The 19,394-nt window shown below is 71.2% G+C and carries 18 protein-coding genes; 12 read left to right on the top strand and 6 right to left on the bottom strand.

Going from position 1 to position 19,394, the window contains the following annotated elements; genetic code table 11:
- Positions 1–5 precede the first annotated feature (5 nt).
- A complete protein-coding gene (locus ACAG20_RS14130) occupies positions 6–455 on the bottom strand; it encodes a nuclear transport factor 2 family protein (protein ID WP_370492982.1) in 450 nt (149 codons plus the stop codon).
- Positions 456–491: 36 nt separating this feature from the next.
- On the opposite strand from ACAG20_RS14130, the gene ACAG20_RS14125 reads away from it, so the two are divergent.
- The 10 genes from ACAG20_RS14125 (at position 492) to ACAG20_RS14080 (ending at position 10,544) form a co-directional block, all read left to right on the top strand.
- Complete coding sequence (locus ACAG20_RS14125) at positions 492–752, top strand: glutaredoxin family protein (RefSeq protein ID WP_370492981.1); 261 nt, start codon at positions 492–494, stop codon at positions 750–752.
- A gap of 179 nt (positions 753–931) precedes the next feature.
- Positions 932–2,311 carry a glutamyl-tRNA reductase gene (locus tag ACAG20_RS14120; RefSeq protein WP_370492980.1) on the top strand — a complete coding sequence of 460 codons (1,380 nt, stop codon included), beginning with the start codon at positions 932–934 and terminating at the stop codon, positions 2,309–2,311.
- Between the two features lie 5 nt (positions 2,312–2,316).
- Positions 2,317–3,252 carry a hydroxymethylbilane synthase gene (gene hemC, locus ACAG20_RS14115; protein WP_112687478.1) on the top strand — a complete coding sequence of 312 codons (936 nt, stop codon included), beginning with the start codon at positions 2,317–2,319 and terminating at the stop codon, positions 3,250–3,252.
- A gap of 44 nt (positions 3,253–3,296) precedes the next feature.
- A complete protein-coding gene (locus ACAG20_RS14110) occupies positions 3,297–4,994 on the top strand; it encodes a uroporphyrinogen-III synthase (protein WP_370492979.1) in 1,698 nt (565 codons plus the stop codon).
- A gap of 91 nt (positions 4,995–5,085) precedes the next feature.
- Positions 5,086–6,057 (top strand): porphobilinogen synthase, encoded by a 972-nt coding sequence (hemB, locus tag ACAG20_RS14105; protein ID WP_370492978.1) that lies wholly within the window; start codon positions 5,086–5,088, stop codon positions 6,055–6,057.
- Positions 6,054–6,485 (top strand): hypothetical protein, encoded by a 432-nt coding sequence (locus tag ACAG20_RS14100; protein WP_370492977.1) that lies wholly within the window; start codon positions 6,054–6,056, stop codon positions 6,483–6,485. Before hemB ends, ACAG20_RS14100 begins: the two co-directional genes overlap by 4 nt.
- A gap of 56 nt (positions 6,486–6,541) precedes the next feature.
- A complete protein-coding gene (locus tag ACAG20_RS14095) occupies positions 6,542–7,546 on the top strand; it encodes a PHP domain-containing protein (protein ID WP_112687470.1) in 1,005 nt (334 codons plus the stop codon).
- Between the two features lie 51 nt (positions 7,547–7,597).
- A complete protein-coding gene (locus tag ACAG20_RS14090; protein ID WP_370492976.1) occupies positions 7,598–8,152 on the top strand; it encodes a hypothetical protein in 555 nt (184 codons plus the stop codon).
- Positions 8,146–8,436, top strand: coding sequence for a hypothetical protein (locus tag ACAG20_RS14085; protein ID WP_370492975.1), 291 nt, complete (start codon positions 8,146–8,148; stop codon positions 8,434–8,436). Before ACAG20_RS14090 ends, ACAG20_RS14085 begins: the two co-directional genes overlap by 7 nt.
- Positions 8,437–8,462: 26 nt before the next feature.
- Complete coding sequence (locus ACAG20_RS14080) at positions 8,463–10,544, top strand: heavy metal translocating P-type ATPase (protein WP_370493119.1); 2,082 nt, start codon at positions 8,463–8,465, stop codon at positions 10,542–10,544.
- Positions 10,545–10,607: 63 nt separating this feature from the next.
- Here the strand turns inward: ACAG20_RS14080 and ACAG20_RS14075 are convergent, their stop codons facing one another.
- From ACAG20_RS14075 to ACAG20_RS14065, 3 genes are read right to left on the bottom strand one after another with little or no spacing between them, the layout of a single operon-like run.
- Complete coding sequence (locus ACAG20_RS14075; protein WP_370492974.1) at positions 10,608–11,438, bottom strand: alpha/beta hydrolase; 831 nt, start codon at positions 11,436–11,438, stop codon at positions 10,608–10,610.
- A gap of 47 nt (positions 11,439–11,485) precedes the next feature.
- Entirely contained in the window at positions 11,486–12,472 is a 987-nt protein-coding gene (locus ACAG20_RS14070; RefSeq protein ID WP_112687464.1) for an ATP-binding cassette domain-containing protein, read from the bottom strand.
- Between the two features lie 3 nt (positions 12,473–12,475).
- On the bottom strand, positions 12,476–13,519 hold the full coding sequence (locus ACAG20_RS14065) for an ABC transporter permease (protein WP_083037781.1): 1,044 nt from the start codon (positions 13,517–13,519) through the stop codon (positions 12,476–12,478).
- Between the two features lie 165 nt (positions 13,520–13,684).
- Between ACAG20_RS14065 and ACAG20_RS14060 the strand changes: the two genes are divergently transcribed.
- The gene (locus tag ACAG20_RS14060; RefSeq protein WP_370492973.1) at positions 13,685–15,073 is read left to right on the top strand and encodes a PPE domain-containing protein; all 1,389 of its coding nucleotides are present in this window, start codon (positions 13,685–13,687) and stop codon (positions 15,071–15,073) included.
- Positions 15,074–15,077: 4 nt separating this feature from the next.
- Here the strand turns inward: ACAG20_RS14060 and ACAG20_RS14055 are convergent, their stop codons facing one another.
- Positions 15,078–16,511, bottom strand: coding sequence for a PPE domain-containing protein (locus ACAG20_RS14055; protein WP_370492972.1), 1,434 nt, complete (start codon positions 16,509–16,511; stop codon positions 15,078–15,080).
- A gap of 108 nt (positions 16,512–16,619) precedes the next feature.
- The gene (locus tag ACAG20_RS14050; RefSeq protein ID WP_370492971.1) at positions 16,620–17,849 is read right to left on the bottom strand and encodes a JmjC domain-containing protein; all 1,230 of its coding nucleotides are present in this window, start codon (positions 17,847–17,849) and stop codon (positions 16,620–16,622) included.
- Between the two features lie 137 nt (positions 17,850–17,986).
- Here ACAG20_RS14050 and ACAG20_RS14045 point away from each other — a divergent pair.
- A partial coding sequence (locus ACAG20_RS14045) for a PGRS repeat-containing protein (protein ID WP_370492970.1) occupies positions 17,987–19,394 on the top strand: 1,408 nt, incomplete at its 3' end.

Below are 19,394 nucleotides of genomic sequence, written 5' to 3'. Positions count from 1 at the left end.
CCGGACTAACTGCCGAATACCCCCAGGTGATCGCGTAGATCACCTTTGAGGTCGAGCATCGAGTAATCCCGGAAACTGAACCGCCAGACGCCGTCCACCCGCTCGAACTCGTCGTGATAACGGCCGGCTGCGACCACCTGCAGGGCAACGGCATCGGTCTGCTGCAGCACCGTGTAGTAGGACCGGCAGGTTGCGGTACCGGCCGCCTCGTCGATGTCGAGGATCGGGTTGGTGACGACGTGCTTGGTGCGCGGTGTGCCATCGGCGTGGATCTTGACCAGCCCGCGCCACAGCTGCAGCATCCCGGCGCTGTCGAGCACGGCATCGGCGTCGGGGCCGACCTTGAGCCGGGCGTGATCGAACAGCGCCGCGGCCGAATCCAAGTCGCCGGCATCCATCGACTCGGCGTAGCGGTACAGCAGGTTGGTGATCGACACCGCACTTGCGCCGGGCATGTCAAAAACATAGCCACCATGGGCCACACTGGGGCAATGACCCGCCCAGAGGTGCAGCTGCTGACCCGCGACGGCTGCGCGGTCTGCCTCAAGGTGCATGACCAGCTGGCGCAACTGGCCGCCGAACTCGGGTTCGACCTGCGCACCACCGACGTCGACGCCGCCGCCAGCGCCGGTGACACCGCGCTGCGGGCCGAATTCGGCGACCGGTTGCCGGTGGTGCTGCTCGACGGCCGCGAGCACAGCTACTGGGAGGTCGACGAGGCCCGGTTGCGCGCCGACCTGGCCGGCCGCTGACCCGCCGACGGTGCGGATTGCGGGCGCGACAAGCGGCGGACCGGGGACGAAACCGCACACTCCGACGGTGTCGAGCAGGCGAACAATCGAACAAATTTGGTGGCCCAGCGCTTTAGCCTCTACCGTGGAGACAAGTTTGTTCACGGGTGACAGCAAGGAGCGGACCAGGTGATCTTGCCGTGAGCGTCCTGCTCTTCGGGGTCTCGCATCGCAGCGCCCCCGTCTCCGTACTCGAGCAGCTCAGCACCGCCGAACCCGATCAGGTCAAGATCGTCGAGCAGGTGCTGGAATCGCCGCTCGTCACAGAGGCGATGATTCTGTCGACCTGCAACCGGGTCGAGATCTACGCCGTCGTCGATGCCTTCCACGCCGGGCTGTCGGCGGTCGGGCAGGTGCTCTCGGAGCACTCCGGCATGTCGATGACCGACCTGACCAAGTACGCCTACGTCCGCTACAGCGAGGCGGCGGTCGAGCACCTGTTCTCGGTGGCCAGCGGCCTGGATTCGGCGGTCGTGGGCGAGCAGCAGGTGCTGGGGCAGGTGCGCCGTGCCTACGCCTCCGCCGAGGCCAACAACACCGTCGGCCGGGTGCTGCACGAGCTGGCGCAGCGGGCGCTGTCGGTGGGCAAACGGGTGCACTCCGAAACCGGAATCGACGCCGCCGGCGCGTCGGTGGTGTCGGTCGCCCTGGATATCGCCGCGAAACAACTGGGCGAGAACGCATTACAGGGACGAACTGCGGTGGTGATCGGCGCGGGATCGATGGGTGCGCTGTCCGCGGCCCACTTGGTGCGCGCCGGCGTGGAGCGCATCCATGTTGTCAACCGCTCGCTGTCGCGCGGCCAGCGGCTGGCCCACAAGATCCGCGAGAGCGGCGCCGCGGCCGACGCCGTCAGTCTGGAACGGATGGCCGCCGCGCTGACCGACGCCGACGTCGCGGTCTGCTGCACCGGGGCGGTGAGTCCGGTCGTGTCGCTGGCTGACGTGCACCACGCCCTGGCCGGTGGCAGTCGCGACGAGGCGACCCAGCCGCTGGTGATCTGCGATCTGGGCATGCCGCGCGACGTCGACCCCACGGTGGCCGGACTGCCCGGCGTGCAGGTCATCGACATGGAACGGATCCAGCGCGAGCCGTCGGCGCAGGTCGCCACCTCCGACACCGACGCCGCGCACGGCATCGTCGCCCGCGAGGTCGCCACCTACCTGGCCGGGCAGCGGATGGCCGAGGTCACCCCGACGGTGACCGCGCTGCGACAGCGCGCCGCCGACGTGGTGACCGCCGAGCTGCTGCGGTTGGATCACCGGCTGCCGGGCCTGGACACCGCCCAGCGCGAGGAAGTGGCGCGCACCGTGCACCGCGTCGTCGACAAGCTGCTGCACGCCCCCACCGTGCGGGTCAAGCAGCTGGCCACCTCCCCCGGCGGCGACAGTTACGCCGAGGCGCTGCGCGAGCTGTTCGAGCTCGACCCGACCGCCGTGGACGCCGTGGCGACCGCCGGCGAGTTGCCAGTGGTGTCAGACGGACTCGACGTCGGCGCCGAAACCGGGCCGACCGGGTAGACGTTTTGGGAGAACTCATCCGTATCGGTACCCGGGCCAGTTTGCTGGCCACCACTCAGGCCGGGACCGTTCGTGACGCGCTGGTGGCCGCCGGACACCCCGCGGAACTGGTCATGATCAGCACTGTCGGGGACCGTTCGTCGGGACCGATCGCCGACCTCGGGGTGGGGGTGTTCACCGCCGCGCTGCGCGAGGCCATTCTCGACGGCCGGGTCGACGCCGCGGTGCACTCGCACAAGGACCTGCCCACCGCCGATGACCCGCGGTTTCTGCTGCCCGCGGTGCCGGCGCGCGAGGACCCCCGGGACGCGCTGGTGGCGCGCGACGGACTGGTGTTGGGGGAGCTGCCGGCGGGCGCGCTGCTGGGCACTTCGTCGCCGCGACGGGCCGCACAGCTTAGAGCACTGGGTCTCGGTTTGGAAATTCGCCCCCTACGAGGCAACCTAGATACCAGGTTGAACAGGGTAAGCAGCGGAGAACTCGACGCCATCGTGGTAGCCCGAGCGGGTTTGGCCCGTATCGGACGCCTCGACGCGATCACCGAGACGCTGGAGCCGGTGCAGATGTTGCCGGCTCCGGCCCAAGGTGCCCTCGCGGTGGAGTGCCGCGCCGGCGATACCGGGCTGGCGGCGTTGCTGGCGGAGTTGGATGACACCGACACCCGCCAGGCGGTTACCGCGGAGCGGACCCTGCTCGCCGAACTGGAGGCGGGTTGTTCCGCACCGGTGGGCGCGATCGCCGAGGTGGTCGAGTCGATCGATGAGGACGGCCGGGTCTTCGAAGAGCTGTCGCTGCGCAGTTGCGTGGCGGCGCTGGACGGATCCGACGTGATCCGCGCGTCCGGCATCGGCAGTCCGGACCGAGCCCGCGAACTGGGCCTCTCGGTCGCAGCGGAACTGTTCGAGTTGGGTGCGCGCGAGCTCATATCGGACGCGCGGTGAAGACAGCCGCGTTCGGAAGTGGCTGAAGTGACTGGGAGTAGGGAATGGCTCGCCAAGTGAGCGTGCGAGGGCAGAAGCCCAAGCCGGGCCGCATTGTGTTCGTCGGTTCGGGTCCTGGCGACCCGGGCCTGCTGACGGCGCGGGCGCGGACGGCGCTGACGAACGCCGCGCTGGTGTTCGTCGACCCCGACGTGCCCGAGGCGGTGCTGGGGCTGGTCGGCACGGACCTGCCCCCGATCGCCGGGCCGGCGCTGCCGGACCCCAAGGCGGACAAGACCGGCACCGCCGATGACGGCGCCGACGCCGAAGCCGCCGCCGCGATCGTCCCGGGCGGGCCCGACATCCGTCCCGCGCTGGGCGAACCGGCCGAGGTGGCCAAGACCCTGACCGCCGAGGCACGCTCGGGCGCCGACGTGGTGCGTCTGGTGGCCGGCGACCCGCTGTCCGTCGACTCCGTCATCACCGAGGTCAATGCGGTAGCCCGCACCACCGTGCAGTTCGAGATCGTGCCGGGGCTGCCCGCGACCAGCGCGGTGCCCACCTACGCCGGCCTGCCGCTCGGCTCGTCGCACACCGTCGCCGATGTCCGCGACCCGCACGTCGACTGGGCCGCCCTGGCTGCGGCCCCGGGCCCGCTGATCCTGCAGGCCACCACCTCGCACCTGCCCGAGGCGGCCCGCACGCTGATCGAATACGGCCTCGCCGACGCCACCCCGTGCGTGGTCACTACCTCGGGCACCACCTGCGCACAGCGCTCGGTGGAGGCCAGCCTCAGCGCGCTGACCGACCCGGCGTCGCTGGCCAGTATCGACCCGGTCATCCTGCCCAACGGTCAGGAGACCGCCGCCGGTCCGCTGGTGGTGACCATCGGCAAGACGGTGAACAACCGGGCCAAGCTCAACTGGTGGGAGAGCCGCGCGCTGTACGGCTGGACGGTGCTGGTACCGCGCACCAAGGATCAGGCCGGCGAGATGAGCGACAAGCTGGTCGGGCACGGTGCCTCGCCTGTCGAGGTGCCCACCATCGCCGTGGAGCCGCCGCGCAGCCCCGCCCAGATGGAAAGGGCCGTCAAGGGTTTGGTCGACGGCCGCTACCAGTGGGTGGTGTTCACCTCGACCAACGCGGTACGTGCGGTGTGGGAGAAGTTCGGTGAGTTCGGCCTGGACGCCCGCGCGTTCTCCGGGGTGAAGATCGCCTGTGTCGGCGAAGCGACCGCCGAGCGGGTCCGGGCGTTCGGGATCAGCCCGGAGCTGGTGCCCGCCGGGGAGCAGTCCTCGCTGGGCCTGCTGGATGAATTCCCGCCCTACGACGACGTTTTCGACCCGGTCAACCGGGTGCTGCTGCCGCGCGCCGACATCGCCACCGAGACGCTGGCCGAGGGGCTGCGTGAGCGGGGCTGGGAGATCGAGGACGTCACCGCTTACCGCACGGTGCGGGCCGCACCGCCGCCGGCGACCATCCGGGAGATGATCAAGACCGGCGGATTCGACGCGGTGTGCTTCACGTCGAGTTCCACGGTGCGCAACCTGGTCGGCATCGCCGGCAAGCCGCACGCCCGCACGATCGTGGCCTGCATCGGCCCCAAGACAGCCGAGACGGCAGCGGAATTCGGGTTGCGCGTCGACGTGCAGCCGGAGACGGCCGCAGTCGGTCCGCTGGTCGACGCGCTGGCCGAGCACGCCGCCCGGTTGCGTGCCGAGGGCGCCCTGCCGCCGCCGCGTAAGAAGAGTCGCCGGCGCTGATTGCGAGTGCGGCGATGACCTGGCTCACGGTGGCGCTGCGTCCACGGCGGAGAAGTGCGAGTAGCATCCGCCCTCACCGCAGCGTCAGCGCATGATCGAGCGTCCGCGCCGGCTGCGGTCCACGCCGGCGCTGCGTCGCCTGGCGGCCGAGACCTCTTTGGAGCCGCGGCATCTGGTGTTGCCGATGTTCGTCGCCGACGGGATAACCGACGCTCGCCCCATCCCTTCCATGCCGGGGGTGTATCAGCACACCCGGGATTCGCTGCGGGCCGCGGCCGCCGACGCGGTGACCGCCGGGGTGGGTGGCCTGATGCTGTTCGGCGTTCCGGCCGAGGCGGACAAGGACGCCACCGGCGCTGCGGGCATCGACCCGGATGGGATCCTCAACACCGCGTTGCGGGAGCTGGCTGCCGATCTCGGGGACGCCACCGTGCTGATGGCCGACACCTGCCTGGATGAGTTCACCGACCACGGCCACTGCGGCGTGCTCGACGACCGCGGCCGGGTCGACAACGACGCGACGGTGGACCGCTATGTGGAACTGGCGTTGGCGCAAGCGGATTCCGGCGCACACGTGGTCAGTCCCAGTGGGATGATGGACGGCCAGGTCGCCGCCATCCGCGACGGGCTGGACGCGGCCGGGCACAGCGACGTGGTGATCCTGGCTTACGCGGCGAAATTCGCGTCAGCGTTCTACGGCCCGTTCCGCGACGCGGTCGCCTCCAGTCTGCAAGGCGACCGCCGCAGCTACCAGCAGGAACCGGGCAATGCCCGCGAGGCACTGCGCGAGGTAGCCCTCGACCTCGCCCAGGGCGCCGATATCGTCATGGTCAAACCCGCCATGAGCTACCTGGATGTGATCGCGGCTGCGGCGGATCTCTCGCCGGTCCCGGTCGCCGCCTACCAGGTGTCCGGGGAGTACGCGATGATCGCCGCGGCCGCCGCCAACGGCTGGATCGACGGGCGGGCCGCCGCGCTCGAGTCGCTGATCGGCATCCGGCGCGCCGGTGCTGACATCGTGCTGAGCTACTGGGCGGCCGAAGCGGCGGGCTGGCTGGCATGACGGGTCCGGATGTCGGGTCGCAGCCACCGGCGGCGACCCGGCCCGCCGATGTCGAGACCGGGTTCTGGCTGTGGCTGGCCGCCCTGCCGTTGATGACGATCGGATACGTGGTGAGCCTGCTGGCTGCCCCGGAATTCGCCGAGCTGCCGGTGACTTACCCGATCATCGGTCTGACCGCGTTGGTGATGGTCGTGGTGGTGGCGACCTTCCTGGTGCTGATGCGCTCCGGGTACCGGTGGGCCCGCACCGTGCTGACCGGCGGGGCGATCGCGTCGGTGGCGTACGCGATGAGCGGGCTGACACATCCCGATGCGCGGCCGGCGGTCGCGGTGACCGTCGCGGTCACCGGCATCGTCGGATCGGTGCTGATCGCCGCCGGGATGTTCCTGCTGCACCGCTCCGACGCCCAGGAGTACCTGACCCGCTAGCCGTGCACACGACCGCTTCCCCTCGAGCGGGGTCGCGCTCACGGCAGACTGGGGTGATGGATCCGGTGGAGGCGCTGCGCCAGATCGCGTTCTACAAAGACCGGGCCCGTGAGGACCCGCGTCGGGTGATGGCCTACCGCCGCGCCGCCGACGTCATCGAGGCGCTGGGCGACGATGAGCGGCGCCGTCACGGCGTGGCCGAGAGCTGGCAGTCCCTGCCGGGGATCGGACCGAAGACCGCCGCGGTGATCGCGCAGGCCTGGGCCGGCGCTGTGCCCGACGCCCTGCTGCGGTTGCGCGACGAGGCGGCGGATCTGGGTGGTGGGGTGTTGCGCGCGGCGTTGCGCGGTGACTTGCATCTGCATTCGGACTGGTCGGACGGCTCAGCGCCGATCGAGGAGATGATGACCACCGCGGCGGCACTGGGTCATGACTATTGCGCGCTGACCGATCATTCGCCGCGGCTGACCATCGCCAACGGGCTCTCGCCGCAGCGGCTACGCCACCAACTCGAGGTGATCGACGGGCTGCGGGAGCAGTTTGCGCCGCTGCGGATCCTGACCGGCATCGAGGTCGACATCCTCGACGACGGCAGCCTGGATCAGGAACCGGAGTTACTGGAGCGACTCGACATCGTGGTGGCCAGCGTGCACTCCAAGCTGGCGATGGAGTCGGGCGCGATGACGCGGCGGATGGTACGCGCGGTCTCCGATCCGCGGGTCAACGTGCTCGGGCACTGCACCGGGCGGCTGGTGACCGGTGGGCGCGGCCGGCGGCCGGAGTCGCAGTTCGACGCTGAGGCGGTGTTCACCGCCTGTCGCGAGCACAACACGGCGGTGGAGATCAACTGCCGCCCGGAACGACGGGACCCACCCACCCGGCTGCTGCATCTCGCACACGAGTTGGGGTGTCTGTTCAGTATCGACACCGACGCGCATGCTCCCGGGCAGCTCGACTTCCTCGGCTTCGGTGCCCAGCGCGCGCTTGACGCCGAGATTGCGACCGAGCGGATCGTCAACACCTGGCCGGTCGAGGAGCTGCTGGGCTGGGCGACGGCCTGAGAGTTCTGGTCGCGCACCGGGCGGCCCAGCGCCACGTTAGGCTGACCCGACATGTCTGAACCCGAGCCGACGGCACCGCCCGCACCGCTGTTCTTCGAATGCGGTGCCAGCTGGTATTGGGTGCTGTTCGGCCCGCTCGCCGGCGCACTGTTGCTGCTGATCCAGAACTCCGGCGGCGGTGAGTTCCAGCCGCTGATCCCGGTCATCATGATGGCGCTGGTCTCCGGCATGCTCGCCATTCAGGTGAAGGCGGCGCGGATCCACACCTCCGTCGAGCTCACCCGGGACACGCTGCGGCAGGGCACCGAAACCCTGCGGCTCGCCGAGATCGTCATGATCTACCCCGAGGCCAAGCGGCCGACCGGCTGGGGCAAAGCCCAACCGGAGAAGTGGCAGGAATCCCGGGCGCTGGGCGAGTTGAGCGGGGTGCCACGCCGTCGGGTGGGCATCGGACTGCGGCTGAGCGGGCGCCGCACAGTGCAGGCCTGGGCGCGGGATCACCGCAGGCTGCGTGCCGCGCTGACCGAATTGCTTCCAGAGGCGATTCCGCCCGGCGAGCTCACCCGGCCCGACGTCGACGACGACGCCGAAGAATCGTCATGGTGAGCACTCCGGTGGTCCGGGGGTGTCTCGAGCTCATCCTGGCCGGCGCCGCCGCGCTGGGTTGCGCGGTGAGTTGGGCGCGCGTTCGCTACCTGGTCCTGGTCGCGCCGGTGATCGACGGTGAACCGGCCACCACCTCGGTGACCTACCAGCCGCGCATGTTGCTGCTGGCGCTGCTGTTGGCCACGGCCGCCGGTGTGCTGGCGGTGATCGGTACGGCGCGGCTGCGCCGGGCCCGTCGCCGATCCGAGCCCGTATACCCCGCGGGGGTATCATCGGCGGGGTGATCACCACCGACCTGGAACTACGCGGGATGACCTGTGCGTCGTGCGCGGCGCGGGTGGAGCGCGGCCTGAACGCGCTCGACGGGGTGCACGCCACGGTGAATTTGGCGGTGGAGCGCGCCCACGTCGAGCATGACGACACCGTCTCGGCCGATGAGCTGCTGCGGGCCGTGGAATCGGCCGGCTACCAGGCCGCGGTGATCGGTGCAGCGCACGAGCACCCGGCCGAACACGCAGACGTGCCGGCCGGGCAACTGCGTCCCCGGCTGATCGGTTCGGCGCTGCTGGCCGCGCCGGTGGTGGCGCTGTCGATGGTGCCGGCCTGGCAGTTCAGCGGCTGGGGCTGGGTGGTCTTCGCGCTGACGGTCCCGATCGTGGTGTGGGGCGGCTACCCGTTCCACCGTGCCGCGCTGGCCAACGCCGCCCATGGCGCCGCCACCATGGACACCCTGGTGTCGCTGGGCACCGTGGCGGCCTTCGTGTGGTCGGCGGTCGCGGTCCTCACCGGGGCCGGCCACTTGTATTTCGAGGTGGCGGCGGTGGTAACCGTCTTCCTGCTGACCGGCCGCTACGCCGAGGCGCACGCCAAACGGTCGGCGGGCGCGGCGCTACGCGAACTGCTGGAACTCGGCGCCAAGGACGCCGCGGTGATGCGGCGCGGCCCGGACGGGCTGAAGGAGACCCGTGTGCCGGTCGCCGACCTGCGGGTGGGCGATGTCGTCGTGGTCCGGCCGGGCGAGCGCATCGCCACCGACGGCATCGTCATCGACGGCGCCACCGCGCTGGACACCTCGGCGATGACCGGTGAGTCCCTGCCCGTCGACGTCTCCGAAGGCGACCCGGTACTGGGCGGCTCTCTCAACACCACCGGACTGGTGCTGGTCCGCGCCACCAAGGTGGGCGCCGACACCCAGCTGGCCCGGATGGCCAAGCTGGTCACCGACGCCCAGGCCGGCAAGGCGTCGATCCAGCGGCTGGCCGACCGGGTGTCGGCGGTGTTCGTGCCGGTGGTGCTGGTGATCGCCGCGCTCACCCTCGCCGGGTGGCTGGTGGCCGGGCAATCCGCCGCGGCGGCGTTCACCGCCGCGGTGGCCGTGCTGATCATCGCCTGCCCCTGCGCGCTGGGGCTGGCCACCCCGACGGCCATCCTGGTCGGCACCGGCCGCGGCGCGCAGCTGGGCATTCTGATCAAGAACCCGCAGGTCCTCGAGGCCGTCAAGGACATCGACACCGTCGTGTTCGACAAGACCGGAACGATCACCACCGGCGTGATGGCCGTCGGCGGCCTCGCGGTCGACCGCGGCGAGAACCCCGACACCGTGCTGGCGCGCGCCGCCGCCGTCGAATCCGGTTCCGAGCATCCGATCGCCGCGGCGATCGTGGCCGGTGCCAAAGCGGCCGGGCTGCCGATCGGGCGGGTGAGCGAGTTCGCCAGCCGGACCGGGCACGGGGTGAGCGGGGTGGTCGACGGGGTGCGCGTCGAGGTCACCCGATCGGCGGCCGCCCATGAGACCGGGACCGCCGTCGAGGTCTGCTGGGACGGCCGGACCCGGGGGACGATCACGCTGACCGACACCGTGCGATCGAGCAGCGCCGCGGCCGTGGCGGAGCTCAAGGCCATGGGCATCACCCCGATGCTGCTCACCGGCGACGGCGCGGCCGTGGCCCGCAAGGTCGCCGGCGAGGTGGGGATCGACCCGGCCGATGTCATCGCCAACGTGCTGCCCACCGACAAGGCCGACGCCGTCAAGCAGCTGCAGGCGCAGGGCCGGCGGGTGGCGATGGTCGGCGACGGCGTCAACGACTCGGTCGCGCTGGCCACCGCCGACATCGGGATGGCGATGGGCACCGGCACCGACGCCGCCATCGAGGCCGGCGACCTGACCCTGGTCCGCGGTGACCTGGGCACCGTCCCTACCGCGCTGCGGCTCTCGGCGCGCACGCTGAGCATCATCCGGCAGAACCTCGTCTGGGCGTTCGGCTACAACGTCGCCGCGATTCCGCTGGCGGCGGCGGGGTTGCTCAACCCGATGATCGCCGGTGCGGCGATGGCCGCGTCGTCGGTGCTGGTGGTGACCAACAGCCTGCGGTTACGGCGGTTCGCGCGGTAGCGTCCGGGAATCGTCTGACCAACCCGGTCAACGCTGACCCGGTTCGACGGCGACCGCTCGAACTCAGGAATCCAGCCAGGCCAACTGGGCGGGCAGTTGGGCCCGCCAGTAGGACACGTCGTGCCCGCCCGGTGAGAATCCGCCCGCCGGCGGTGGATTCAGCTGTCCGACGAAGCTTCGGGTCGCGTAGTAGAAGCTGTCCGACGTGCCGCAATCCACCCGCAGCGGGATGTGGGCCAGCTGCGGCACCAGGGTGAACGGCGAGTTCGTCCGCCAGTCGTCGACACTGTCGAACGCCCCGGCCGGCGCGCCGAAGTAGGTCATGTAGATCGCCGGGCTGATCGCGCAGATTCCGGCGGTCCGCGCCGGGCCCAGCCGGGTGCCCAGCAGCATCGCGCCGTAGCCGCCCATCGACCAGCCCATGAACCCGACCCGCGAGGTGTCGATGCCCTTGTCGGCCAGCATCGGGATCAGCTCGCCCAGCACCATCGCCCCGGCGTCCTCGCCGGAGCCGTGTGGGCGCCAGTAGCTGTTGCCGCCGTCGACGGCCACCACGGCGAACGGCGGCCGCCCCGACGCGGTCAGCTTCGCCAACTCCTCCTCGACGCCGAGCTCCATCACCCAGGCGGCGTCGGCGTCCTTGCAGTGCAGCGCGATCACCGGGCGCAGCGGCGCGGTCTGCCCGGGCGGCCGGGCGATGATCCAGTTGGTCTCCACCCCGCCGCGGGCCGCGGACACGAACGACCCGGATTCTCGGGTGGGATAGGCGTTCCCGGTGGCCCGCGACACGGCCGGCTGCCGCCCCACACCCGCTCCGAACAGGCCCGCAGCCCCCGCGGCACCGACCCCAAGGCGCAACGCAGCCCGGCGGGTCACATCAGCCATGACGGCCATTATTTCCCGGCCCGCGTCGCGGTTGGTCAGGCACGCCGCGCCACCGATCAGGTTGATGCGGGTTCGTTAGAAACGTCAGGCGGCGGCTGGCCGAACTGTTGGCGGAACGCCTCGACGGTGTAGCTCACCACGGTCGCCTCGCGGGGCGCACGGACCGTCGCCGAGCGGGGGATACGGACCATCGGCCCGAGTTGGCCGGCGTAGTTGTCCGGTTTGCCGATCTTGAGCAGGCCGCCGCCGCTCCCGGAGGACTCCGGCGCGATCTCCACCTCGCCCTCGGTGACGACGTAGATCAGGTCCTCCACGGTGCCCTGCTCCAGCAGCACTGCGCCGGGCCCCAGTCGCACCGGCGCCTGCTGGGCCCGCGCCGGCGTGGCGGTGGGTGAGAGCTGGATGACGATGTCGGCCAGCGGCACGATCCGGGTGTCGTGGGTGGCCACCACCACGACGCGGTCCCCGGCGGCGAGCACCCGCAACAGTTGCACGACCTCGCCGGCCCGGACGAAGTCCAGTTGCGCAGTGGGTTCGTCGGCCAGGATCAGTGGCGGGTCCAGTGCCAGGGCCCGCGCCACCGCAACCCGTTGCTGCTGTCCGCCGCTGAGCTGGCCGGGCCGGTGGTGGGTCCGGTCGGCCAGTCCGACGCGGGTGAGCAGGTCCCGGGCGCGTTCGGTGGCCGACCACTGCGTCCAGCCGGCCGCCCACATCGGCACCATCACGTTCTCCAGCGCGGTCAGGCTCGGCACCAGGTTGAACGCCTGGAACACGATACCGACGGTGCGGCGCCGGTAGGAGGTGATTTCCCGGCGGCTCAACGCGGTGACCTCGGTGGCGCCGAACCGGATCTGGCCGCTGGTCGGGCTGAGGATGCCGCCCAGACACGACAGCAGGGTGGTCTTGCCGCAGCCACTGGGCCCGAGGACGACCACCAGTGAGCCGGCCGGAATCTCCAGGCTCAAGCCGTGGATCGGCCGGATCGGTTCGCCGCTGCCGGTGGCGTATTCGATGACCAGATCGTTGATCCGCAGGTCTCCCATGGCCTACGGCCCCCCGAACGCCAGCACCGGGTCGACGGCCACCGCGTGCCGCAGGCCGGCCAGGCTGGCCAGCAGCCCGATGCCCACCGCGGTCAGCACCAGCAGCGCGAACGACGAGGTGGTCACCGCCACCAGCATCGGGAACAGCGGGCCGATCGCCACGGCCAGCGCCCCGCCGAGCACCGCCGCGGCCACCGCCACGGCCACCGCCTGCAGCGCCAGCCCGGCCAGCACCATCCCGGTGGTGACCCCCAGCGCCTTGAACACCGCGAAGTCGCGGGTGCGCTCCAGCGCCGAGAGGTAGATCAGCGAGCCCACGATCAGCGCGGCGACGCCCCACAGCAGCACCGACATGTACGACAGCGCCATCTGTGCCCCGGCCAGCGGGCGCACCATGTCGTCGACGGCGGCGGCCCGATCGACCACCCGGTAGCCCTCCGGCACCTCGGCCGGGGTGCCCCGCAGGCCGATCGCCGAGGCCACCGGCTGCCCGGAATACATCAGCCGCTGTGCGCCCGCCACGGTCAGGAAGGCGTTGGGCTGCCCGGCCAGCGTCGTCGACTTCCCCACCAGCCCGACGATGCGCAGCTTGCCCGCGCCCAGTTCGACGTCATCGCCGACGGCGCGCTTCAGCGTGGCCGACATCGCGATCTCGTTGGGCTCGGTCGGTGCGCGCCCCGCGGTGATCGGCGGCATCGCGGCCTTGGGCACCCCGTAGACATTGACGTTCAGCGGCGACTCGCCGTCCTGCAGGATGGTGTTGCCGTAGACCACCGGCAGCGCCGCCTCGACACCGGAGATCGCGGCGACATCCCCGGCCTCTTTCTGCGGGAACCGTGACGAGCCCATGAACGGACCGACCGCGGCCGTCTGGATCAGGTAGCTGTCGATGCCCAGTGAGTCGACGACGTGCTCGGCCTCGACCCGGAAGCCGTGGGTCAGTCCGGCTAGCACCAGGGTCAGGGCGAACACCATCGCGGTGCCGACGGCGGCGACGATGAACCGGCGCAGCCGCCACTGCAGGTCGCGCAACGCGGTGATCAGCATCCGCACGCGCGCATGTTATCGCAGCGTGCGGCTGTGACCGGCATCCCAGCAGGTCGCCGGACCCGCCCTCCGCATATCCACAATCCCCGGCCTGCCGGCAGCTTTTCGGCTACAAATACACTCACGCCGGTCTACATCGGCCCGCGCCCAGGGAGGGGGTCAGTGATGAATTACGCTGCCCTGCCGCCGGAGGTCAACTCGCTGCGCATCTATACCGGCCCCGGTTCTGCCCCGATGCGGGCCGCCGTCGCGGCCTGGGGCGCGTTGTCCGCGGAACTGCATGCGGCGGTCACCTCGTATGAGTCGGTGATCGCCGAGCTGACCGGCCAGGCCTGGCTGGGACCGGCGTCGCTGGCGCTGGCGCAGTCCGCGGCGCGGTATGCGAGTTGGATGGCCGCCACCGCGGCGCAGGTCGACCACACGGCGGCGCAGGCGGCCGCCGCGGCCGCCGCCTACGAGGCGGCGTTCAGTGCGACGGTGCCGCCTACCGTGGTCGCCGCCAACCGGGCGCAGCTGCTGCTGCTCGTCGCCACCAACGTGCTGGGCACCAACACCGCGGCGATCGCCGCCAATGAGGCCGCCTACGGCGAGATGTGGGCGCAGGACGCCGCCGCGATGTACTCCTACGCCGCGGCCTCGGCCGCCGCGACCGGGCTGCCGCCCTTCCAGCAGCCACCGCAGACCAGCAATCCGGCCGGACCGCTCAGTCAGGCCGCCGCGACCGGGGCGGCCGAAGCCACCTCGTCGTCGTCGAACGTCCAATCGCTGCTGAGCGAGCTGGCCTCGGGGATCTTCGGAGCGCCGAACAACTCGATGCTGCAGGCGGCGGCGGCGACGGTGCCCGGGGCGGCACAGGGCCTCGAGGACCTGATCACGCTGCCGAGTCTCAGCGACATCGCGGGGCTGAGCGCGGCGCAGGTGGTCTCGCTGGTGCTGGCCTCGGGCGCCTGGATGGCGGCCGACGCCAGCACGCGGGAGATTCTCTACCAGCAGGATCGGCTGGAACAGGTCGAGTACGAGATCCTGCACAACATCGACCTGTTCTCGCCGCTGACCCCGTCGCGACCGGGTGGCTTCATCGGCGATGCGCTGTCATCGGCGAATACGGTGTCGATGTCGGCGTCGATGGGGGAGGCGATCTCGGCGGGGAAACTGTCGGTGCCGATCAGCTGGGCCGCCAACGCCCCGGAGATCAAGACTTTGTCTTACACAACGCCGCTGGCCGGCCCGGGTGTAGGCGCCGCACCGGCCGGTTCGCTGGCCGGCGCCGGCAGTGCCTTCAGCCAGATGGCGCTCGCGGGCATGGGCGGTAGCGCCCTGGCCGGTTCGGTCAGTCGTGGGCGCGGGGGCGCGGACGCGGCGCCGAAAGTCCAGCTGCCGCAGCCCGCGGCCACCACTGCGCCGGCCGCTCCCGGGGACGGCGAGGGTGCCGCCCCCGGGCCGACGGCGATGGGCATCGCCGCCGAGATCCGCGAGTTCGCCGAATTACGCGATCGCGGGTTGATCACCAACGACGAGTACAACGAGCAGAAGATGCGCCTGCTGGGCCAGTGACCGGTCAGCCGGGCGCCGGGTCGTCGGGCATCTCCCAGGTGTGCGGCAGCATCGGCGCCGCCGGGCCCGCGATACTGTCGGTCAGGGTGGTCAATCCCGTTACCGCAGAACCCGTCTCGCGCTGAACGGTGCCCGCGAAACCCAGCCGGCCCGCGCCGCTGGCCCGGTCGCCCTGGTCGAGATATTCGTAGCGGTTGCCCGGATCGGTCAGGCTCTCGCGCTGCCGGCGTCGCCGCGCCTGACTGGCCGTCGCGGTGGTCGCCGCCGCGGCAGCGGGCGCCTGCGACCGCTGGGCCGCCGCGGGCGCGGCGACGCGCATCTTCGCCGGCGCACCGTAGGACGGTCCGCCGCCGACCAGGTACGGCAATGCCGCCGACTCGGTGCCGGTGATCGGCGGCGGCATCGCCGGGACACCGGCACCGGCGGTCGCCGCCGGTGCCAGGGTGGGCGGGGCCATAGCCGGCGGAGCCGCCGGCGCGGGGGCCGGCGGGGCCGCCAGGCCGGCCGGAGCGGCGACGACGGGCACCGGTGGAGCCGGGGCGGGCAGCGCCGGCGTTGCCGGCACGTTGCTTCCGGCCAAGCCGGCCAGTCCGGCGACACCGGCGAAGCCGGCCAGTGGTGACGCGGGCGCGACCAGCGCGAGCATGGTCTCGGTCAGCGACGTCACGGCCGGCGCTATCCCCAGCACGATCTCGCCCGCGTAGTGCGGCGCGATCGTCATCAGCACCGGGTCGCTGATCAGGCTGACGAGCGGGTTGTTGCCGGCAAGATCGGCCTGGATGGCCTCGTTGATCTCGGCGAGCCGAGTCGTCCACCAGCTCTCCTGGTAGATGTTGCCGAAGTCCTGGGTGGGCGCCTGGTCGGACCGGTGCTGGTGGTCGCGGTGCTGCGGGGTATCGGGGTTGAGCACCGTCGGGGCGGTCGACGCGGCCGGCGCGGACGCCACCGCGGCGCCCGCCACCGTCTGATAGGTCGACATCGTGGTGGCCGCCTGCACCCACATCCGGGTGTAGTCGGCCTCGTTGAGCGCGATCGGGATGGCGTTGACGCCGAAGAAGTTCGTCGCCACCAGCACCGCGTGAAGGGCGTGGTTGGCAGCCAGTTCGGCCAGTGTGGGCATGGTGGCCAGCGCGGACGTGTAGGCGGTGGCGGCGGTTTGGTGTTGGGTGGCCAATGTCATGCTGTCGGCGCCGGCCTTGGTCAGCCAGGCCAGATACGGAACATTCGCCGCCACATAGGATTCCGCACTGGGACCCTGCCAGGATCCGGCCTGCACCGCGGAGAGCATGGCGGAGAGTTCCTGTGCCACCGCGGTGTATTCGGCGCTCAACGCCTCCCACATCCCGGCGGCCGCCAGCAGCGGGCCCGGGCCCGGACCGTTGCTCAGCAATGCCGAGTGCACCTCCGGTGGTGAAGCGATCCAGATCGGCTCCGTCATTGCTGCCTTTCCTCACCCGGGTGGTAGTCGAATACTAATCCTCAAATCGCGATCATCTCCTGGAAATATCCTCTGAATGCGGGAGCATAAGGCCAATATTATCCGCATTCATGGACTCGATGGTGCGCTGGCGGCCGCCCGCACCAGAAAGCCGCTCATCATCAGGCTCCGGACCAACTCGAGCTGCTGGACGGCAGTCAGCCCGGGTAGTTCACCGACCCGGAAAGATTCGGTGGCATCGGACAGAAACCGCATCGCGGCTTCATGATCCGGGCGGGCGCTGACGATCAACTGGGCGAACTGCAGGCCGACGCCGTCCGCCGTCCGGGTCACCCGGGAGTACAGCGGCTGCTGCTTGCCCACCAGGGTGTCGGCATCGATCCCGACGGTGTCGGCGACCTGTCCGACCACCGGGCAGCGGGCGCGGCGCACCAGCAGATCCTGCATGGCGCCAAGGCCTTCCGCCAGGGCAGCGGGGGTTTCGACCGCGGCGAGCGCATCCCGGACCAGTGCGCCCAGGCCGGCTTGCACCTGTGGGTCGTCCAAATGCCTTGCGGGCAGCCGGGTGTGCACGACGTCGTCGCGCAGGCTCAACAGCTGCAGCGTGTGTGTCAGCAGCGTGAGCACCGTCGGCACGTGGATGCCCACCGTCAGATGGACCGACGACTCCGACGTCGCCTCGGCCGAATGCACCCGTCCCCGAGGCACATACAGGGTGTCCCCGGCGCTCAGCCGCAGGCTGCTGGGCTCGGGCAGGCCGGCCGGATCGACCTCGTGCAGCTGCTGCATCAGGTGCGGCGGAATCGGCTCGTCGCCGTAGAAGTACCAGGTCTTGTGGCCCCGGATCTGCAGCGCCAGCACGTCGTGGTGGTCGTAGTGCGGCAGGAAACCCACGGCGGACGGCGGGGTGACGTAGGCGTTGACGTGGGTCGGGAAATTCAGTTCGACCTCGACGCCGTGGGCCAGCGTCGACATCGGGCGCAGGTACTTCTCGATGTTGTTGCAGATGAGCGTGTAGCCGTTGTCCAGCTCCGCGTGGATGCGGCCCAGATCCAGGGTGCCGTCGGCGAGCGTGTACTGCTGCGGCGCCAGATGATCGGCTCCGCGCACCAGCCGCACCGCGGACGGCTCGGTGCACAGCGACTCCAGCAGCTGCTCGGCCGTCGCGAGCGGTGACAGCCGGTCGAAGTAGTCGGCGCGGTCCCGGCCGATGTGGTGCAGCGCGGCGCCCCACAGCTCCTCGAGGAAGGTCTGCACCGTCACCGGCGCCAGCAGCCAGCCGAGCGAGGACTCGAATCCTGGGAACTCTCCGAAACCATTGCCGGCCGACACCGGCACAAAAATACACCTGCGATGGCCAAGTGTTCACCCAGCGGGTGCGGGTTGTTACCGGCAATTCGATCCTCAGATACTGACGAGCAGCGATTTAAGGTCCGCAGTTGTGGCACGGGAGTCGCCCTGGTTACAGTCGGAGAATGCCCCGTCAGCGCGCTGAGAATCGAACCCATCGCCCCGGCAGTCGCGTGGTGGGCGCCGCGACATCGGTTGGCACGTTCCTGGCGCTGGGGCTGAGCCCGGTCGCCACCGCGCCGGCCCGAGCCGACTTCGACGACCTGTTCTCGCTGGATCAGTTCTTCGACGATTTCGCGCTGGCCGACCCGGGCGCGGCCGCCGGGGACACGCTGGATCTCGGCCAGCTGGGCACCGACATCTATACCTGGACATCGGTCGTGGAGGTCGTTTTCGCCGGGCTGGTCCAGAATCAGCTCTACGCCACCATCCACGACCTGGGCACGCTGTGGATGATGGGTCCCGGCGCCTTGATCGACCCGATCATCAACCCGCTCTTCGCTTTTGACGGCGCCTGCGGCCTGATCTGCGATGGGGTCGACGGAACCGTCGACCATCCCGACGGCGGTGACGGCGGTTGGCTGTTCGGTGACGGCGGCAACGGCTACGGCGCGGGCAGCGACGAGAACATCGCCGCGGGGGTGACCGGCGGCGACGGCGGCGACGCGAAGATGATCGGCAACGGCGGCTGGGGCGGCGACGGCGGCGCCGGCGGCGACGGCGGCGCCGGGGGGACCGGCGGCTGGCTGCTCGGCAACGGCGGCGAAGGCGGCTGGGGCGGAGACGGTTTGGACAGCATCACCGGCCCGGCGGGCGACGGCGGTACCGGCGGGCTAGGCGGCGACGCCATCTCCGTGTTCGGCGCCGGCGGTCGCGGCGGGGACGGCGGCGACGGTGGCTGGGGCAACGGCGGCGGCGACGGCGGCCGCGGCGGTGACGCCGGCGACGGCGGAAACGGGGTGGCCGGCTTCGGCGGCCCGGGCGGCTCCGGCGGTTACGGCGGCAACGGCGGCGCCGGCACCGCGGATCACCCCAGCGGCGGCAACGGCGGTGATGGCGGGGCCGCCGGCAATGCCGGCGACCTGGTGTTCATGGGCAACGCCGGGCCGGGAGGCTTCAGTGCCCCGGGTGGTAACGGCGGTGACGGCCTGGCCGGTTCGCCGGACGGCGACGGCGGCAACGGCGGCCGCGGTGGCGACGGGGGCGCCGGCGGCTACGGCGGTGTCCCCAGCCACGGTCGGGCCGCGGGCGCCGGCGGAAACGGCGGTGCGGCCGGATCGTGGTCCGCCACGGCCGGTAATGGTGGCGACGGCGGTGACGGCGCCGGGGGCATGCTCGGCCACCCCTATGCCGGCGAGAGCGGCGCCGGCGGCAAGGGCGGCACCGGTGGGGCCGGTGGTGCCGGTACGGCCGATCATCCCGACGGCGGAGCCGGGGGCCTCGGCGGCAACGGCGGTGACGCCGGTAGCGGCGCCGCCGCGACCGCCGGCGGCGCCGGGGGCACCGGCGGTGCCGGTGGCGCCCCGGCGGCCG

Origin of the sequence: Mycobacterium sp. pW045, from assembly GCF_041287085.1 — a bacterium.
GTDB lineage: Bacteria > Actinomycetota > Actinomycetes > Mycobacteriales > Mycobacteriaceae > Mycobacterium > Mycobacterium algericum_A.
The sequence above is the reverse complement of the archived record's forward strand: the minus strand, read 5'-3'. Positions and strand labels throughout refer to the sequence as shown.

Excerpts from the sequence above, each read along its gene's own strand:
- ACAG20_RS14130 (WP_370492982.1), bottom strand. The coding sequence starts at position 455 with ATGCCCGGCGCAAGTGCGGTGTCGATCACCAACCTGCTGTACCGCTAC.
- ACAG20_RS14125 (WP_370492981.1), top strand. The coding sequence starts at position 492 with ATGACCCGCCCAGAGGTGCAGCTGCTGACCCGCGACGGCTGCGCGGTC.
- ACAG20_RS14110 (WP_370492979.1), top strand. The coding sequence starts at position 3,297 with ATGGCTCGCCAAGTGAGCGTGCGAGGGCAGAAGCCCAAGCCGGGCCGC.
- hemB (WP_370492978.1), top strand. The coding sequence starts at position 5,086 with ATGATCGAGCGTCCGCGCCGGCTGCGGTCCACGCCGGCGCTGCGTCGC.
- ACAG20_RS14100 (WP_370492977.1), top strand. The coding sequence starts at position 6,054 with ATGACGGGTCCGGATGTCGGGTCGCAGCCACCGGCGGCGACCCGGCCC.
- ACAG20_RS14095 (WP_112687470.1), top strand. The coding sequence starts at position 6,542 with ATGGATCCGGTGGAGGCGCTGCGCCAGATCGCGTTCTACAAAGACCGG.
- ACAG20_RS14090 (WP_370492976.1), top strand. The coding sequence starts at position 7,598 with ATGTCTGAACCCGAGCCGACGGCACCGCCCGCACCGCTGTTCTTCGAA.
- ACAG20_RS14085 (WP_370492975.1), top strand. The coding sequence starts at position 8,146 with ATGGTGAGCACTCCGGTGGTCCGGGGGTGTCTCGAGCTCATCCTGGCC.
- ACAG20_RS14080 (WP_370493119.1), top strand. The coding sequence starts at position 8,463 with ATGACCTGTGCGTCGTGCGCGGCGCGGGTGGAGCGCGGCCTGAACGCG.
- ACAG20_RS14075 (WP_370492974.1), bottom strand. The coding sequence starts at position 11,438 with ATGGCCGTCATGGCTGATGTGACCCGCCGGGCTGCGTTGCGCCTTGGG.
- ACAG20_RS14070 (WP_112687464.1), bottom strand. The coding sequence starts at position 12,472 with ATGGGAGACCTGCGGATCAACGATCTGGTCATCGAATACGCCACCGGC.
- ACAG20_RS14065 (WP_083037781.1), bottom strand. The coding sequence starts at position 13,519 with ATGCTGATCACCGCGTTGCGCGACCTGCAGTGGCGGCTGCGCCGGTTC.
- ACAG20_RS14060 (WP_370492973.1), top strand. The coding sequence starts at position 13,685 with ATGAATTACGCTGCCCTGCCGCCGGAGGTCAACTCGCTGCGCATCTAT.
- ACAG20_RS14055 (WP_370492972.1), bottom strand. The coding sequence starts at position 16,511 with ATGACGGAGCCGATCTGGATCGCTTCACCACCGGAGGTGCACTCGGCA.